Consider the following 16,914-nt stretch of genomic DNA (forward strand, 5'->3'; position numbering starts at 1 on the left):
ATCTGGGAGACGCGCGGTGGACGAGCTGAACAAAGGGGTCGGGCAGGGCGATAGCGGGTGGGACCTGTTGGCGGGCGACGTGCCGCTCCCCGCGGCGGTGCTGAGCGGCCCCGACATGGCGCACAATCTCGTTTGGATGCGCGCCTTCATCGATTCCTACGGGCTCGCGCTGGCGCCGCACGGCAAGACCACGATGGCGCCCGCGCTGTTCCGCCGCCAGCTCGACGCCGGCGCCTGGGGGATCACGGTCGCGACCAGCCAGCAGGCGCGCGTCGCCGCGGCGCACGGGGTCGAGCGCGTCCTGATCGCCAACCAGGTCGTCGGCGCGGCCAATGTCGCGGCAGTCGCCGAGCTGGCGGCGCGGCCCCGGCTCGACCTGCTCTGCCTCGTCGACAGTCCCGCCGGGGTGGCGCAGCTCGGCGCGGCGTGCCGCGCGTGCGGCGCCACGCTCGACGTGCTGATCGAGCTCGCCCCCGAGCGCGACCAGGAGGGGCTGCGCTGCGGCGTGCGCGACGCGGCGCAGCTCGACGCGGTGCTAGAGGCGCTGGCGGACTGGCGCGGCGCGCTGCGGCTGGCGGGGATCGAGTTCTACGAGGGCGTGCTCGGCGACGAGGCGTCGGTGCGCCGCTTCGTCCGCGGTGCGGTGGCGACGGTCGAGCGGCTGGTGGCAGAGGGGCAGGTCGAGCGCACACCCGCGATCCTGACGGGTGCGGGATCGGCCTGGTACGACGTGGTCGCGGAGGAGAGCGCGGCGGTCGCGCGCGCCGGCTCAGTCCAGGTGGTGCTGCGCCCCGGCTGCTACATCAGCCACGACGACGGGCTGTACCGCGTCGCGCAGGAGCAGATCCTGCGCCGCAACCCCGTCGCGCCGGGGCTGGGCGAGCCGCTGCGGCCGGCGCTGCGGGTGTGGGCCGCGGTGCAGTCGATCCCCGATCCGGAACGCGCGGTGGTGGCGATGGGCAAGCGCGACGTCGCCTTCGACGCCGGCCTGCCGCGGCCGGCGACGCTCTATCGGCCCGGCCGCGACACCCGCCCGGTCGCCGCGCCGACGCATTGGACGGTGACCGGCCTGATGGACCAGCACGCCTATCTGGCGGTCGCGCCGGGGGACGATCTCGCCGTCGGCGACGTGATCGCCTTCGACATCTCGCACCCGTGCCTCACCTTCGACAAATGGCGGCGCATCCTGGTGGCCGACGCGGAACATCGCGTCACCGAGGTGATCGAGACCTTCTTCTGAGTGCGGCATCGTTCGCGGTCATCGCGGCGGGATCACCGCCGAACGCCCGCGGGATCGACCGCGTCATGGATCGAGCGATGCCAGATAGGCCGCGAGGTTCACGATGTCCGCATCGGTCAGCCGCGCCACCACCGGCTTCATCGCCACCGCATTCTTCCCGTCGCGCGTGCCGCTTTTGAAGTCATAGAGCTGGCGCGCCATGGCGGTCGGTGATCGACCGGCGATGCCCGGGAATTCGTCGCCCGAGCCGCGCATGCCGTCACCGTGGCACGAGGCGCAGGGCAGCGTCTTTCCCCCTCCGCCGCTCGTCGCCAGCGCCTTGCCCTTCCTGATGCTGCCCGCCGGCACATAGGCGATGAAGCCCGACGAGGGATCGCGCAGCGCGGTTCGCGCGAAGTCCTGCGGCACCTCGATGATGCGGTTCCCGATCGGCTCGGTGGCGCCGCTCGGGTCGACCTTCTGTATGGCATGTGGCGCCGGGTGCGTGACCGGCACGACATTGCCCTCGACGAGGCGGAGCCGCTTCACCGGCCTGATCGAGTGGAAATAATCGGAAGCCTGCCGCGCGTCGTCGAGAGGCAGCGCCTTGGCGATCTCGATCATCTTGGCGAGCGGCGCGCCGTTAATCGAGGCGTGGCGATGGTCGTCCCTCATGTCAGCGAGCTGTTGCAGCATGTAGGCGACCGGCAGACCGCGCAGGTCGCTCGTGTCGGGCTTGCCTCCACCGTCGATGAGGTGACACTGGCCGCACGCGTTATAGGCGCCCTCTCTCCCGCTGATCACGGGCGGCGGGGGGGCCGGGTGCCGCTCCGGGAACCAGTCGATCGTCGCCCGCTGCCCGTTGATCTGGGTGAACGTGAAGGCCTGACTGCTCCCGGGCACGTGGAACAACTTGCCCTCTTCCTTCTCGTCGTCCGGGATGCCGCGCGGGTACGGCCAGGCGGGGAAATCCGTCCGCGCGAGCGCCGGCGGCGGGTCGAACGTCGGCTTCTCGGCGGCGAACGCCTGATACGCGCGGCAGGCGATGAAGCCGGACGCGAGGGCCGCCACCAGCGCGCCGTTCAGCAAGGCGGATCTGACCGAGAACATGGAGTATCGCCTTCGCTGTGTCATCGCCCGTCGAGCGCCAGGGGCCGTGGGATCGCGCCCCCGCGCGCCAGACTAGCGCCCTCGTCCGAGCGCGCCTAGCCCGCCTCCTCCGCACCAGCAGCTGCGCTGTCCCAGGCACCGGCCCGATCGACCCGTGTCACGCGGCCACCGCCGGACGGTCCTCCATCAGCGCCGAGATGGCGCTCGTGGCGTCGGCCAGGGAGGAGACGCAGTGATCCGCGCCCATCGCCTTCTGAACGACGGGTTCGCCCATCGAAGCGTCGCTCGGCGGCCACATGCCCACGACGAAGCGCGCCGCCGGCGCCTTGGCGCGCAGGCGACGGAGGAGGTAGCGTAGCTGCGCCGGCGACCCGACGATCTCGAGGTGCGCGACCGCGACGACGGAGATATCGGCCAGATCGACGGATTCGATGCTGGCCCGGTCGACCTGGTGCGCCGCGATCGCGCGGACGGCGATGCCTTGCTCGCCCAGCAGCTGCGCCAGCATGGCGCCGACGGCTTGGTCGAAGAGCCCGGCGCCCGCGACGACCGCGACCTTGGGCGACCCGTTCGACCGCGGCGCGGAGTCGACGCGCGCCTGCACGTCCTCGACGATCGACCGCATCGACCGGACCATCGCTGCCGCACGCGCCTGGTCGATCGTGCCGCGCGCCTGATCCTCGAGCGCGAGCCTGAGGCCTTCCATGACGACGCCGTCGTAATAGGCCACGAGAGGTCGGTCGGCGAGCAGCGTCTCGGCCTGGGCGAGCGCCTCGTCGGGATTGTTCGCCAAGAGACGCTGGTAGAAGCTCTCCACCGGGGTCAGCGCGGGGCGATCGCCGAGCAGCACGTCGAAGAACTCGAGGCTCTTCACGTGCCGCCCCATCACCACGAGGCAGAGCGTCAAAGGCGTCGACATGATGAGCCCGATGGGGCCCCACAGCCATGTCCAGAAGATCGCCGCGACGATGACCGAGACGGGAGAGAGGCCGGTGGAATGGCCGTACAGCAGCGGCTCGACGACGTAACCGGTGAGTGGCTCGACCACGAAGAACAGCACGACGACCTCGATCGCCATCGTCCACCCGGGATCGACCGCGGCGGCGAGCGCGGCCGGCGCGACCGCCGCCAGGAACGAGCCGATGTATGGCACGAAGCGGAGCAGCCCCGCCATGACGCCCCACATCGCGGGCGAGGGCACCCCGATCATCCACAGGCCCAGGCCGATCACGAGGCCGAAGCATGTGTTGACCGCCAGCTGCGAGAGGAAATATTTGCTGAGCCGCTGCCCCGCGTCGTCGAGCGCGCGCGTGGTGCGGTGCAGGTCGCTGGAGCCGAACAGGCGGATGAAGCGGTCCCGCAGATCCTCCTTCTGCATCAGCACGAAGATCGCCACGATCAGCACGAGGATCGTGGTCTCGAGCGGGCCGAGGATGGGCTCGACCACGGTCTTGGCGATGCTGAACGGCGACGTGCTGCTCTCGACGACCTCGACCGGTATGGGTCTGCGCTCGCTCGTCGCGCTCGCGGCGGGGGCCGCTGTTGTCGGCGTGGGGTGCGGTCGCGCTCCGCTGCCGAGCTGCTTGGTCAGCGCGGTGACGCGGGACAGCGCGAAGCCCTGCACGCCCTCCACCTTGGCCTGGATCGTTCGGGCATATTGCGGCGCATCCGCCGTCAGCGAGGCGGCCTGGCTGCCGATCAGCGTGCCGACGAGGCCGAGCACGCCCAGGGCCGCCAGCACCGCGATGATGACGGCGGGCGCGCGCCACAGGCGCAGGCGCTGGAGCAGGTTGACCAGCGGCGAGAGAACGAACGAGAGCATCACCGCGAGCGTGATCGGGATCAGCACGTCCTGGCCGAAATAGAGCGCGGCGATCGCCAGCGAGCCGACGGCGACGCCGGCGAGCGTTTTCAGCTCGGGGGCGGAGGCGCGGGGTACCTGTGCCGCCCCACCGTCGGGCGACGGCCCCTCGCGGCTTCCGGTCAGCACGTCCTGGAAGCCGGCGGTATTATCTGGATCGGACATGAAGGGCCCCCTACGCGGACGATGCGCGTGTCAACGACGTCGCCGCGCTGACGCGCCGCTGACGCGGGAACGCTCCAGCGCGCTTTTCGGATGAGCGGCAAGGCCGAAAGCGATCGCGCCGGCACTCGCGGATGGGACGGATGAGATTTGCTGCTCCCGCACGAGCGCGCCGCGACAGCGACGAGCAGGACGGACGAGGCCGGCCGATGCGGCGCTCTCAGACCTTCAACCAATCGGACGTGATCGCACCCTGATGCCCGGCTGGGGCCAAGGCGGTGCGAAGGGCGGCCAGCAGCGGCGGCAGCGCCTGGGTGAAGGCATAAGGCGGGTTGACGATGAAAAGCCCCGCGCCGTTATAGGTGCCAGGCTCGTCGGCATCGTACAGCCAGTGCTCGACAGACAGGAATTTGGGTATGCCGAGCTGACGCAGATCCGCTTTCCACCGCTGATGCGTCGCGCGGTCTTTGAGCGGATACCAGATCACCGTCACGCCATGCGCCCACTTGCGGTGAGCCGCGGCCAACGTGGCGGTGATGCGCGCGCGTTCGTCGGTCTGCTCGTACGGCGGGTCGACCAAGACGACGCCGCGAGCGGTGCGGGTCGGCAGCAGCGCCAGCCAGAGCTCGTACGCGTCGCGCTCGTGCACGGCCGCGGACGTGCCGCGCATCGCGCGGCGCAGGGCGGCGGCGTCCTCGGGATGCTTCTCGTTGAGGATCAGCGCGTCCTGCGGACGCAGGCGCTCTGCCAGAACCAGCGGCGAGCCCGGGTAAAGGCGCGGCTCTCCCCCGATATTCACCGCCAGTACGGCGGCGCGATAGTCGTCCAGCAACGGATCGGAGCCCGTGAAGACCCGCAGCACGCCTTGTGTTGCCTCGCCGGTGCGTCGCGCCTGTTCGCCAACCAGGTCGTAGAGCCCGCAGCCGGCATGCGTGTCGATCAGCGTCAACCCGCCCTCTTTCTGCTGCAGGGCCTGGACAAGGGCGATCAGCAGGCTGTGCTTCACGACATCGGCGCTGTTGCCGGCATGGAAAGAATGGCGATAGTTCATTGCCGTTCGGAACTCTGCTGGTGTGTCGTTAAAAAAGCTGCCGGGCGGCGAAGCTGGTCGCGACGGTGTAGAAGATTGAGCGAGGCGCCACTCTCCTCGCGTGAGGTCCCACATCGACGTCCGCGTCGCGCGGGCATCGGCGGCAGGTGCCGTGATCCGCGTTCCGGTCGTCCGCCTCCTATCGATCCGCGCGGCTGCTTCATCGTTCATGCGGCCCGCCGGCGATCGCGGACGGGTCGCTGGCGATCGCGAAGCGGCCCGGCACGATCCCGGCGACCGACCAGTCGCCGATCGACCAGCGGACCAGCCTCAGTGTAGGCAGCCCGACCGCCGCCGTCATCCGGCGCACCTGCCGGTTGCGCCCCTCGCGGATAGTGATGCGCAGCCAGCTGTCCGGGATCGTCGCGCGCCGCCGGATCGGCGGGTCGCGGGGCCATAGGTCGGGCGCGTCGATCCGCGCGACATCGGCCGGCAGCGTCAGACCATCCTTGAGAAGGACGCCCCGTCGCAGGCGCTCCAGTTCGGCCTCCCCGGGATCGCCCTCGACCTGCACGAGATAGGTCTTGCGCATCTTGTAGCGCGGATCGGCGATCCGTGCCTGCAACCGCCCGTCGTCGCATAATAGCAGCAGCCCCTCGCTGTCCCGATCGAGCCTGCCCGCGGGATAAACGCCCTTGAGGTCGATGAAGTCCGACAAGGTCGACCGCGCCGTCGGTGACCCGCGGTCGGTGAATTGCGACAGGACCCCGAAAGGTTTGTTGAACAGCAGCAGCCGGGCCATGGTGCGCCCATATCGTTCCGTCGCTTCTATGTCTCCTCGGGAGGCCGCCTAGGATTTGGCGCTCACCCGTCCAACGACAGGCGTTCGGCCAGTCTCCCGATGTTCGTGGTGGTTCACCGCGCCGAGCTTGGGTGCCCGCTACGTCGGCGGCGCGAGAGCGGTCCGGCCCGGCACGCCGCCCGTCTCAGCCCTTGTCGATCCGCTTGCAATCGCGGGCGACGTGGAAGCCTGGGCGTACCCCGTCCTGCTTTCACGCGAAGAGCCTACGACTTCAGTTTAAGTTTATCGCTGTCAACCTGTCACGTTCGTTCTTGTTAACCAGCGAACGCGATCCCGTCTCCATCGCTCAGACGGGGTTCGAGATGTCTGTTCTTATCCGCGCCGCAGGTCGCTCGGTTCGTTTCCGGTTGCGTCAGTCCACCTGCCTGACGCTACTTGCCGGGGCGGTCGCCTTGCAGCCGACGTCATCGTCCGCCCAGATCCTGACGCTGTCGGGGCTCAACGACAGCCTGAACGCGCTGACCACCACCGTCACCGCGCAGGGCACCCAGCTCACCGCGACCACCAACCTCGCCAACACGCTCAACACCAGCGTCAACACGCTCGCCACGACGGTCACCAACCAGGCCGCGACGGTGCAGACGATGCAGGCCGCGACCACCGCGAACACCAGCAACCTCGCCACGGTGACCGCCTCGGTCAACCAGCAGCAGACGCAGCTCACCGCCAACACCAGCCTGCTCAACACGGTCAGCTCGGGGCTTGGCACGCTCGGCTCGACCGTGGCGGCGCAGGGAACGACACTCCAGAGCCTGCAGACCAGCGTCGCCGGCAACGTCTCGGGGCTTGCCACGCTGTCGACCACGGTCAACCAGCAGGGCGCGCAGGTCAGCGCCAACACCAGCCTGCTCGGCACGGTGAACGCGGGACTGGGCACGCTCGGCACGACCGTCGCCAGCCAGACGACCGCGCTCCAGGGGCTCCAGGCGACCGTCGCGGGCAACGTCGCCGACGTCGCGACGCTGTCGACCACGGTCAACCGGCAGGGCGCGCAGGTCAGCGCCAACCTGGGCGCGCTCGCGACGCTGGGCGACGGCGTGACCGCGCTCACCAACAGCGTCGCGGGGCAGGGGCAGATCGTGCAGGCGTTGCAGGGCACCGTCGGCACGCTCGCGGCCGACGTCCTCACGGCGGGCACCCAGATCGCGCGCCAGTCGACCGATATCGGCGCGCTCCAGGCCAGCGTCGGCGCCAATGTCGCCGATGTCGCGGCACTGCGCGTCACGCTCGGCGCCACCGGCAGCGACGTCACCGACCTGCAGACCCAGGTGTCCGACCATGAGCTGCGGATCACTGCCCACACCGCGCAGCTCGGCACGCTCGGCGCCACCGTCGGCACGCAGGGCGCGACACTTACCCAGCAGGGCAGCGACCTCGCCACCGCCGCCGCGAATATCGCCAGCCTCCAGGGCCTAGTGACCGCGCAGGCCGGGACGCTGGGCACGCTCGGCACCGCGGTCGCGGCGCAGGGCACGCTGCTCGGCGACCAGGACGCGCGGATCACCGCCAACGCCGACGCGATCCTGTCGCTGCGCAACATGAGCGTGAGCGGCAACAGCAGCCCGGTGCAATATGTGACGCCCGGCGCGCCGACGGTGGCCACCACCACCGCGACCAACGACGTCGCGGTGTTCGGCGGCCAGCCCGGCCCGGTGCGGGTCCACAATGTCGCGGCCGGCGAGGTCGCGGCGGGGTCGACCGACGCGGTCAACGGCGGCCAGCTCTACGACGTCGGCGAGCAGGTCAGCGGCCTCGCCGCCGCGGCGGTGCGATATGACGACGCGACGCGCGCGCGCATCACGCTCGGCGGCGCCACCGCGGCGCCGGTGGTGCTCGCCAACGTGGCGCCGGGCAGCGTCGCGCCGGGCTCGACGGAGGCAATCAACGGCGGGCAGCTCGCCGACACCAACGCCGCGGTCACCGCGCTGCGCGGCGACGTCACCGGCCAGGCGAGCGATCTCGCCACCGCGCGCGCCGGCCTCGCCGCGCTCGGCACGACCGTGACCGCGCAGGGCGTGCTGCTGGGCACCAACGCCAGCGCGATCGCGACGCTGCGCGACGACACCGCGCGCGGCGCGATCGGCCCGGTGCGCTACTCGGACCCGGCCGCCCCGTCCGTGCCGAACGGCGGCACCGTCACGCAGAGCCTGGCATTGGTCGGCCGCGATCCGGCGCCGGTGGCGCTCCACAATGTCGCGGAGGCGCAGCTGTCGAGCGGCTCGACCGACGCGGTCAACGGCGGCCAGCTGTTCGCCTTGGCGCAGCGCTACCAGGGTCTGAGTGACCTCGCACTGCGCTACGACGACGCGGGCCGTGGCACCGCGACTCTCGGGACGGCGGGCGTGCCGGTCGCACTGCGCAACGTGGCCGCCGGGACGCTCGCGGCCGGCTCGAGCGACGCCGCCACGGCGGGCCAGCTGTTCGACACCAACCAGAATGTCGGCACGCTGACCAACGTCGCCGCGCTCCAGGCCGGGCTGATCGGCTCGCTCGACTCGCGCCTGGGCGGGCTGACGCAAGACCTCGGCCTGCTCGGCAGCGCGCTCGACACTGGCGCGCGCGGGCCGGTGCGCTACGCCGATGCGGCGAGCCCGACCATGCCCAACGGCGGCCGCGTCTCGCAGGACCTCACGCTGGTCGGTGCGGGCAGCGGCCCGGTCCGTCTGCACGGCGTCGCCGACGGCCTGGTCGCGGCGGGGTCGTTCGACGCGGTCAACGGCAACCAACTCTCCTCAATGGGCAACGCCGTGGCGAGCGCGCTGGGGAGCGGCTTCCGCTACGATCCCGCGGGCGGCTTCTCGGGCAATTTCACCTTCAAGGGCCAGTCCTACGGCTCGGTCCAGTCGGTGTTCGGCGCGATCGAGACCTCGCTGGGCGCGGCACCCGCCGCCGGTTCCGGCGGTGGCACCGGCGGCACTGACCCCATCGGCACCAAATATTTCCGCGCCAACTCGACGATGGTCGACAGCGCCGCCGAGGGCTTCGACTCGACCGCGATCGGGCCGGCCTCGACCTCGTCGGGCGAAGCGGCGATCGCGGTCGGGCGCAACGCCGTCGCGGGCGGAGTCAGCTCGGTCGCGATCGGCGACGGCGCCAAGGCGATGGATGGCAAGGCGGTATCGATCGGTCTCGGCAACGTCGCCTCGGGCGACGGCGCGGTGGCGATCGGCGACCCGAACTATGCCACCGGCGCGGGCGCGACCGCGCTTGGCAAGGACAATAACGCCACCGGCACCGGCGCGATCGCGCTCGGCAACGTCAACGTCGCGAACGGCGACGGCAGCACCGCGATCGGCTCGGCCAACCGCGCGAGCGGCCTGGGCGCCGCCGCGCTCGGTTTCACCAACGTCGCCTCGGGCAGCGGCGCGATCGCGATCGGCACCAACAACAGCGCGACCGGGGACGGCGCGCTCGCCATCGGCGCCAACGTCGTCACCGACGCGGCGGACACGCTCGCGATCGGCAACACCGCCAGCGCCAAGGGGACGCGCGCGGTCGCGATCGGCAACATGGCCGCGGCCACCGCGACCTATGCCGCCGCCTTCGGCTATGGCGCCGAGGCGCGCGACTCCTACTCGACCGCGGTCGGCACGGTGGCGCAGGCCGCGGGCTTCGGCTCGACCGCGGTCGGCACGCTGGCCGTGGCGAACGGTTTCGCGACGAGCGCGCTCGGCTCGGGTGCAATCGCCGACAAGGAGGGCAGCGTCGCGCTCGGCTCGGCGTCGCAGACCACCCGCGGCGCGGTCAGCGGCTACAGTGCCTTCGGCGTGACCGGCGCGCAGGAATCGCTCGGCGAGGTCGCGATCGCGCGCAACATCGCCTACCTCAACCCCGGCACCAACGGTTACTCGCCGACCGGCAATCGCCAGATCACCGGCGTGGCGGCGGGAGCGGCGGCCACCGACGCGGTCAACGTGTCGCAGCTGCGCGGCGTGTCGGGCACGCTGGGCGCGGCCGTCGTCGCGGGCTTCGGTGGTGGCGCGAGCTACGACGCGGCGAGCGGGGCGCTCGCGGCGCCGAGCTACACGCTCAACGGCGTGACCTACTCGAGCGTCGGTGACGCGCTCCAGGCGATCAACGCGCGCGTGGGCGGCGGAAGCACGGCCGCGAACGCGAGCACTGGCACTGGCACTGGCACGGGCACTGGCACTGGCACGGGCAGCGGAACCGGCACCGGGTCGGCACCCGGCATCGGTACCCCGCCGAGTGGTGCCGAAACCTCGCTGCCGCCCGCGACCTCCACCGACGGCGCCGCGACGCCGGCGCAGGGGACCGCGACCACCGCGCGGGTCGCCGCGGTCGAGACACGGGTCAGCTCGGTTGAGACCAAGACGGAGGCGGCGCTCGCCGCCAGCAGCCGCTCGATCCGCTATGACGGCGACGGCGGCGACTCGGTCACGCTCGGCGGCGACAAGGCGGTGGCGCTGCACAATCTCGCGCCCGGCACGTCGGACGGCGACGCGGTCAACCTCGCCCAGCTCAACGGCGCGATGGGCGCCGCGGTCGACGCCGCCAACAGCTACACCGACCAGCGCGTCGCCGCGCTCTCCTTCGACCTCGGCCGCGTCAGCCGCGACGTGAGCGCGGGGGTCGCCGGCGCGCTGGCGATGGCGGGCATGCCGCAGCCCTATGAGGAGGGCAAAAGCATGTTCTCGCTCGGCGCCGGCACGTTCCAGGGCCAGTCGGCGGTGGCGATGGGCGTGTCGCGGATCATGGAGGACGGTCACACGATCGTGAAGCTCGGCGCCACCTACAACAGCCGCAAGCGCGTCGGCGCCAACGTCGGGATCGGCTATCAGTTCTGAGCCGCCGCGGCGGCACGGCGCCGGGGATCGGCGGGGCGGGGGCCGACCGGCACCCGCCCGTCAGTCCTGCGCGATCGCGCCCGCCTTGGGCGACCGGTAGCCGGGCAGCATGCCGGCGAACGACTGGGCGAAGGCGTGATGGCGGTCGATCGGGACCGAGGCGACCATCGCGTCCGCGATCGCCTTGATCTCGTCCTGCGTCAGCGCGCCGCGGTTGTGCAGCGTCTGCAACAGGGCGACCACGCCGATATAGGCGGTGTCGGCCTGGTGCATCACCGCCTCGATCGCGCCCGCGATCTTGTGAACATCGGCTACCGCCACGATCAGGTCCTCGTCCCGTTGGTCCGCGCCGCAGCATGGTGACCGCGCGCCGCGACCGCAAGTCGGAACGCGCGGCTGGCGCGACAACGCCGCGCCGGCGAAAAAGCGACCGTGATCCTTCGACCTTGGTCTAAGCGCCGCGTGACCCTTCCGGCTTGTTAAGGGTGTTCATCTACCCAGTTCCTCGACCTTTTCTTTCGCCACCGCGCGTATCTTCGGGGGGAATATCGTCATGACTTACGTTGTTACGGCGCTTGGTCGATCGGCCCGGGGCCGGATCTTCACCGCCCTCGCGCTGTTCGCCGCGGGTGCGGGCGCCGCGCCGGCGGGGGCCTCGACGCAGGGGAGCCTGGGCGCGACCTCGACCGGCTCGGTGACGATCACCGCCAGCGTCGCCAACCGCGCGCAGATCACCGGGCTCAGCGATGTCGCCTTCACCAACGTCGATCCCGCCAGCGCGGCGACCGCTGCGCAGAACAATTGCGTGTGGAGCAACACCGCCACCAAGGGCTATAGCATCACCGCCACCGGCAGCGGTACCAGCGGCGCCTTCACGCTCGCCAACGGCGGCCTCAGCGTGCCCTATTCGGTGCAGTGGAGCGGCAGCGGCGGACAGACCAGCGGCACCGCGCTCACCGCCGGCACCGCGCTGGCGGGCATGACGAGCACCGCGGCCAACCCGACCTGCAGCACCGGGGCGGCGACCACGTCGAGCCTGATCGTCTCGATCGCCGCCGCCAACCTGCAGGGCATGACCTCGGCGACGAGCTACACTGGCTCGCTGACGCTGCTCGTCACGCCGCAGTAACCGGCGGCGCGGGGCCAGCGATGTCGGCGATGCGGCGTCTCGCGGCGGCGGCGGCCGTGGCGCTCGCCGCCGCGGCGACGCCCGCCACGGCGCAGAGCGTTCAGGTCAACGGGCTCAGCGACGTCGCCTTCGGCACGATCACCGGCTTCGGCGCCGACCTCGTCCGCAGCCAGTCGATCTGCGCCTTCAGCGGTCTCACGGGCGGCCGCTACACCGTCACCGCGTCGGGCTCGGGCGCGGGCGGCGCCTTCACGCTGGCCAACGGCGCCGCGACGCTCCCCTATGAGGTGCAGTGGAACACCGCGGCGGGGCAGAGTTCGGGCACCGGCCTCACCGCCAACGTCCCGCTCGCCGGACAGACCATGCTGCTGAGCTGCCCCGTGCTCCAGGCCACCAACACTAGCCTGATCGTGATCCTGCGCGCCCCCAGTCTCAGCATCGCCACCGCGGGAAACTTCAGAGGGACGCTGACCGTGATCCTCTCGGCCAACTGACATGCGCGCGCGCGCGGATCGACGCGTCCGGCTGGGCGCGCAGGCGCTGCGGCGCGGCGGCGCGCTGCTGCTCGCGCTGCTCTGCGCCGTGCTGGCCGGGCGCGCCGCGCAGGCCGCCGACGCGGCGCCGCCGCAGGTCACCGCGGCGATGCCGGCCGAGTTCGCCGCGCTGGCGGCGACCCAGCGGATCGTGGTGGACGTTTATGTCGCGGACCGGCGGATCGGCCAATATGCCGCCGAGGTCGGCCTCGCCGAGGTGCGCCTGCTCGACCCGGCCGCGGTCGCCGCCGCGATCCCCGACCTGCTCGACCGCGCCCTCGTCGCCGCGGCGCTGACGTCGCCGCTCGCGGTCGGCGCGCACCCGCGCTGCGACGACACGTCGGGCTGCGTGGCCGCGGCGCGCGCGCGCGTGGCGGCCTCCTACGATCGCGCTGCCTTCCGGCTGACGCTCGCGCTCGACCCGCGGCTGCTGGCGGTGCGCGGCGAGGAGGCGCGCTACCTCGAGGATGCCGACACCGCGCCCTCCGCGGTCGACACGATCGGCGTGGCGATCGCCGGCGGCGGCGGGCTCAATGCGAGCTATGCGATCCGCAACCGGCTGGTGGCGGGGCGCGGCGCGGTGCACCTGCTGTCCGACACCTCGCTCTCCTCGTGGGACGGCGGCCGGCTCGACACGCTCGCCGCCGAGGTCGACCGCCGCGACCTGCGGCTGCGCGGCGGGCTGTTCTACGCGCCCGGGCCGGACCTGGTCGGACGGCGGCGCATCCTCGGCGTCGGCGTGGCCACCCAGTTCGACACGCGCGCCGACCGCGTCGCTCTCAGCGGCACGCCGCTGGTGGTCTTCCTGCCGCAGCGCGCGCGCGTCGACGTCTACGTCCAGGGCCGGCTGGTCAGCTCGCAGAGCTATGAGAGCGGCAACCAGGCGCTCGACACCAGCGGCCTCGCCGACGGCTCTTATCCGATCGAGCTGCGCATCCAGGAAGCGGGCGGCGCGACGCGCGTAGAGCAGCGTTTCTTCACCAAGAGCGCCGCGCTCGCCCCCGCGGGTCGTATCGTGTTCGACGCCCAAGTCGGTGTGCTCACCCGCGACCGGGAGGACCGCGACGGCGAGCGGATCGCGATCGCCACCGGCAGGGCGCGCGGCCGTATCGGCACGCACCTCGCCTGGGACGCGGCAGCGATGGTGACGCGCGACAATGCGGTGGTGGAGGGCGGGCTCGCGCTGTTCACCGCGACGGCGCAGGCGCGGGTCGCGCTGCTCGGCGCGCGCCGCGGCGACCGTGGCGTGGCGGCGCAGCTGAGCTCGAGCGGCGGCAGCGCGCTCAGCTACAGCCTGGATGTCCGGCACGTGCGCAGCGCCGACGGCACCCCGCTGATCGCGGCGGACGACGCCGCGCGCGACATCGCGCCGCTGACGCGCGCGCGCGACGAGCGCGCCGGATCGAGCTACACGCAGATGCTGGGCAGCCTGTCCTACTCGCTGCCGCGCGCGCAGCTGGGGCTGACGGGCTATCTGTTCCGGACCGCCGCGCGCCGGGCGAGCTACTCGGTCGGCCCCAGCGCGCGCTGGTCGGTGCTGCAGCGCGACCGGCTCCAGCTCTCGCTCACCGGCCAATATGCGCGCACGCAGCGCGGCGCCGCGGTGGCGTTCGGGATCCAGCTCCAGCTGCTCGGGCAGCGCGCGGCGCTCAGCACCGCGCTGGGGGTACAACGGGGAGCGAGCGGCGACGCGCGCGGCCTCGCGCCCGCGCTCGAGACCGCCGCCTCGCTGCACCGCGACGACGCGCTCGGCGGCGCGGTCGATGCCGGCGCGCTGGTGCAGCGCGGTGCGGCGGGCACGATCGTCCAGCTCAGCGGCGAGCACCGCAGCGCGCTCGGCCTCGCCGCGCTGAACCTCACCGGACGCACCGGCGCGATGGGCAGCGCGCTGCAATATGGCCTCACCGGGCAAACCTCGTTCGCTGTAACTCGGCGCGGCCTCGGCCTCGGTGCCGAGGGGCAGAACGACAGCCTGATAGCGGTGACGGTCGGCGGCGACCCGCAAGCGAGGTTCGAGCTGCTGGTCGACGACGCGGTGCGCGGGACGCTGCACGGCGGCCAAAGGCTCACGCTCGCGGTGCAGCCCTACCGCCGCTACAAGGTACGGCTGCGCGCGATTGCCACCGACCTGATCGCGTTCGACACGCGCGCGCGCACGATCGACGTCTTCCCCGGCAGCGTGGCCGCGCTCGACTGGGAGGTGCGCTCGGTCCGCGCGATGTTCGGCCGGCTGGTCGACCGTGCCGGCGCGCCGATCGCGGACGCCGATCTCAGCGCCGAGGACTCGATCGGCGCGACCGATTCAAACGGTTACTTCCAGATCCAGGCAGGGGCCGGCGCAAGGCTTACCGCGCGCACCGGCGCCGGCCTCGCCTGCACCGCGCGTCTGGCCGCCGCGGTCCCCGCCACGACCTACACCCGCCTCGGAGACGTCACATGCCATCCCTGATCGCCCGCCTCGCTACCGTATCGCTCGCCGCGGTCGCGGTCGCCCCGCCCGCGCACGCCAATATCGTGCTGAGCCAGGTGGTGGTCGACTTCGCCGCCGCCAGCGATCTGGCGCAGGACATCGAGGTAGCCAACGACGGCAAGGAGGTCGCCTATGTGGCGGTGGCGCCGTTCGAGATCAGCGCGCCGGGCACGCCCGAGGAGCGCCGGACCGCGATCGTCGACCCCGAGGCGGGCGGCCTGCTGGTGTCGCCGCAGCGGCTGATCCTCCAGCCGGGCGAGCGCAAGGCGATCCGCATCGCCGCGATCCGCCCGCGCGCCGCGACCGACCGCGTCTACCGCGTCACCGTCAAGCCGGTGGCGGGCCCGGTCTCGGCCGCGGTGACCGCGCTCAAGCTGCTGATCGGCTACGACGTGCTCGTGATCCAGCGCCCCGCCGCCCCGGCCGGCCGCGTGAGCGGAACGCGCGTCGGCGAGACGCTGCTGCTGCGCAACGAGGGCAACACCAACACCGAGTTGTACGACGGCAAGCTCTGCGCCGACGCGACGCCGGCGAGTTGCCGCGCGCTGCCGTCGCGGCGCCTCTACGCCGGGGCGACATGGTCGCAGACGCTGCCGGGCCCCGGCAAGGTGAGCTACCAGGTCGCGGTCGGCGCGACGAGTCACGAGGAGGGTTATTGACCGATCGCGGGGCAGGCCGCAGCGCGCCGCGTGAGAGGGCAGAGCCGGCGGGACGCAACTTCCCCTACGCGCCGTCGAGGTCCTGCCACATGGCGCCGGGACGCCGCTCGCGCGCGGGCGGGGTCGAGGCGTGAAGGCCGTGTGCGGGCGCGCCGATCGCGGCGCTGCGCGCGACCAGGCTGGCGGTGAGGAAGCTGGTGCCCTGCGCCATGAAGCGCCGCGGCGTCGTGCCGAGGAATAAGTGTGAGTCGCGCAGGAAGTGCGATGCGTCATAATAGCTGCTGTCGATCAGCTCATAGGCCATCGGCCGGCGCGAGCGCAGCAGGCTGATGAACGAGCGCAGGAAGCGTGCGCGCCGCAGCAGCAATTTGGGCGCCATGCCGAAGGCCTGCGCGGCGACGCGCCGGAGCGCGTCGCCGGGGAGCACCAACCGCTCCGCCGCGTCGGCGATCTCGATGACGCCGTCCACCAGCATCAGCTCCGTGAAGCGCCGGACGATGTCGTCATACCGATGCTCGCGCGCGAACAGCGGCGTGAGGATCGCGTCCAATGCCGGCGCGATCGCCTCCTCCTGGTCCAGCGCATCGAGCATGTCGCGCAGCGCTGCGGCGGGCGCGTCGCCGAGCAGTTGCTCCAGCGGCAACACGCGATTGTGGAAGCCTTGCGCGGAGCTCGCCGTCAGGCGGATCCAGCCGAGCGCCGTCAGGCCGATGCCGACCTGGATGCCGCCGTGCGTCGCGGCGCGAAAGGCGCAGCTCGTCGGTCCGTACAGGCTGACCCGGTCGGCGCGGGATCGGTGGTTCCGCACCGTGATGTCCACGCTTCCCGCGTCCACCAGCACGCAGATCATCGGCGGTGCGGGAAGGAACCAGTTGATCATCTCCGCCCGGCTCTGTGCCGCGTAGGTGGCATAGCCGCTCACCAGCTCGCGCAGACCGTCGCACGGCAGGTCGTAACGCATCGCGAGACCGGCGGGCATCGCGAAGGCCGCCGCGGGGACCCCGGCGCGATTGGTGCCGCCGCGCACGTCCTCCGTCCTCACCGTGGGCGGACCGGCCGGCGCACCGCGCGACC

12 protein-coding genes are annotated in these 16,914 nt (G+C 72.0%); 6 read left to right on the forward strand and 6 right to left on the reverse strand.

The genetic code is table 11. The features are described 5' to 3' along the window. Positions 1–16 precede the first annotated feature (16 nt). The gene (locus K7957_RS11330) at positions 17–1,240 is read left to right on the forward strand and encodes an alanine racemase (RefSeq protein WP_223012089.1); all 1,224 of its coding nucleotides are present in this window, start codon (positions 17–19) and stop codon (positions 1,238–1,240) included. Positions 1,241–1,303: 63 nt separating this feature from the next. On the opposite strand, the gene K7957_RS11335 is transcribed toward K7957_RS11330, so the two are convergent. The 4 genes from K7957_RS11335 to K7957_RS11350 all read right to left on the reverse strand — a co-directional run bounded on the left by K7957_RS11335 (position 1,304) and on the right by K7957_RS11350 (position 6,184). Next, positions 1,304–2,329, reverse strand: a complete 1,026-nt coding sequence (locus K7957_RS11335) for a c-type cytochrome (RefSeq protein ID WP_223012090.1) — start codon at positions 2,327–2,329, stop codon at positions 1,304–1,306. A 157-nt stretch (positions 2,330–2,486) separates the two neighbouring features. Continuing rightward, positions 2,487–4,355 (reverse strand): AI-2E family transporter, encoded by a 1,869-nt coding sequence (locus K7957_RS11340; RefSeq protein ID WP_223012091.1) that lies wholly within the window; start codon positions 4,353–4,355, stop codon positions 2,487–2,489. Positions 4,356–4,572: 217 nt separating this feature from the next. Further along, positions 4,573–5,403: a 23S rRNA (adenine(2030)-N(6))-methyltransferase RlmJ gene (locus tag K7957_RS11345; protein WP_223012264.1), complete on the reverse strand. Its 831-nt coding sequence runs from the start codon at positions 5,401–5,403 to the stop codon at positions 4,573–4,575. A gap of 199 nt (positions 5,404–5,602) precedes the next feature. After that, positions 5,603–6,184, reverse strand: a complete 582-nt coding sequence (locus tag K7957_RS11350) for a pseudouridine synthase (protein ID WP_223012092.1) — start codon at positions 6,182–6,184, stop codon at positions 5,603–5,605. Between the two features lie 452 nt (positions 6,185–6,636). Here K7957_RS11350 and K7957_RS11355 point away from each other — a divergent pair, with 452 nt between their 5' ends. Then, entirely contained in the window at positions 6,637–11,049 is a 4,413-nt protein-coding gene (locus tag K7957_RS11355) for a YadA-like family protein (protein WP_223012093.1), read from the forward strand. A 60-nt stretch (positions 11,050–11,109) separates the two neighbouring features. On the opposite strand, the gene K7957_RS11360 is transcribed toward K7957_RS11355, so the two are convergent. After that, entirely contained in the window at positions 11,110–11,370 is a 261-nt protein-coding gene (locus K7957_RS11360; RefSeq protein WP_223012094.1) for a hypothetical protein, read from the reverse strand. Between the two features lie 232 nt (positions 11,371–11,602). On the opposite strand from K7957_RS11360, the gene K7957_RS11365 reads away from it, so the two are divergent. From K7957_RS11365 to K7957_RS11380, 4 genes are read left to right on the forward strand one after another with little or no spacing between them, the layout of a single operon-like run. After that, the gene (locus K7957_RS11365; protein ID WP_223012095.1) at positions 11,603–12,178 is read left to right on the forward strand and encodes a hypothetical protein; all 576 of its coding nucleotides are present in this window, start codon (positions 11,603–11,605) and stop codon (positions 12,176–12,178) included. A 29-nt stretch (positions 12,179–12,207) separates the two neighbouring features. Continuing rightward, complete coding sequence (locus K7957_RS11370) at positions 12,208–12,672, forward strand: hypothetical protein (RefSeq protein WP_223012096.1); 465 nt, start codon at positions 12,208–12,210, stop codon at positions 12,670–12,672. A 1-nt stretch (position 12,673) separates the two neighbouring features. Next, complete coding sequence (locus K7957_RS11375) at positions 12,674–15,160, forward strand: TcfC E-set like domain-containing protein (protein ID WP_223012097.1); 2,487 nt, start codon at positions 12,674–12,676, stop codon at positions 15,158–15,160. After that, on the forward strand, positions 15,148–15,840 hold the full coding sequence (locus K7957_RS11380) for a fimbrial biogenesis chaperone (protein ID WP_223012098.1): 693 nt from the start codon (positions 15,148–15,150) through the stop codon (positions 15,838–15,840). The genes K7957_RS11375 and K7957_RS11380 overlap by 13 nt, the downstream gene beginning before the upstream one ends. A 64-nt stretch (positions 15,841–15,904) precedes the next feature. Here the strand turns inward: K7957_RS11380 and K7957_RS11385 are convergent, their stop codons facing one another. Then, a complete protein-coding gene (locus K7957_RS11385) occupies positions 15,905–16,867 on the reverse strand; it encodes a hypothetical protein (protein ID WP_223012099.1) in 963 nt (320 codons plus the stop codon). Between the last annotated feature and the right edge of the window lie 47 nt (positions 16,868–16,914).

The sequence above is a fragment of the Sphingomonas yunnanensis genome, assembly GCF_019898765.1.
In the GTDB taxonomy this organism is placed as follows: Bacteria; Pseudomonadota; Alphaproteobacteria; order Sphingomonadales; family Sphingomonadaceae; genus Sphingomonas; species Sphingomonas yunnanensis.